The organism is Vibrio sp. 1402 (assembly GCF_033340275.1).
In genome coordinates this window covers 1-607 of the sequence record NZ_JAWOWE010000431.1, presented here as the reverse complement: position 1 = coordinate 607, position 607 = coordinate 1, and the positions used below count along the sequence as shown (strand labels likewise).

1 protein-coding gene is annotated in these 607 nt (G+C 48.3%); it reads right to left on the bottom strand.

Annotated features, from left to right (window positions below):
- Positions 1-607 (bottom strand): AI-2E family transporter (locus R7044_RS26495; RefSeq protein ID WP_225456148.1); only part of this gene is annotated, 607 nt, incomplete at both ends.

Below are 607 nucleotides of genomic sequence, written 5' to 3'. Positions count from 1 at the left end.
ATTGACCAAAGTAATGGTGCCGATGTAGCGCGATAAATCTTTCTGCAGAGCCTGCACCAACTCCACCGCCTGACGTTGTTTCGAAAAACCACGCAAACGCGATACCGATTTACGAAACAGACTTCGACCATGATTAAGCATGAAATACACCATAAACAGCACAATCATCGCCTGAGTTAACAGCGTTGGTGTGGTGGTCGCGAGCGCTTTCAGCAGAGAAAACACCGTGTTGTTGCCCATCTCGTCAATGTTCATGTCACTGGCGATCTCAAGCGGCGCGTTCATGTGCTCTGACGACGCTTTGGTCACTTCATTCACTTCCTGCGAAACGTTTTGGACGATGCTTGGCAACTCAGCCCACCATTGTTTCGCGGGTTCTGATATCGCCGCTAAACCGAATATTGAAACACTCACCAATAACGTCAACGTCACCACCACAGTTATCGTGCGTGGCAGGCCTTTATCTTCAAAATAATTGATCAACGGGCTAAACAGCAGTGCCACGAACGTACTTATCACCATAGGTAACAGCACCGGTTTGGCGAAGTAGAGTGCAGGAACAAGCAATAACACCAGCAGAGACACACCAATCACGGTATTGATAGGA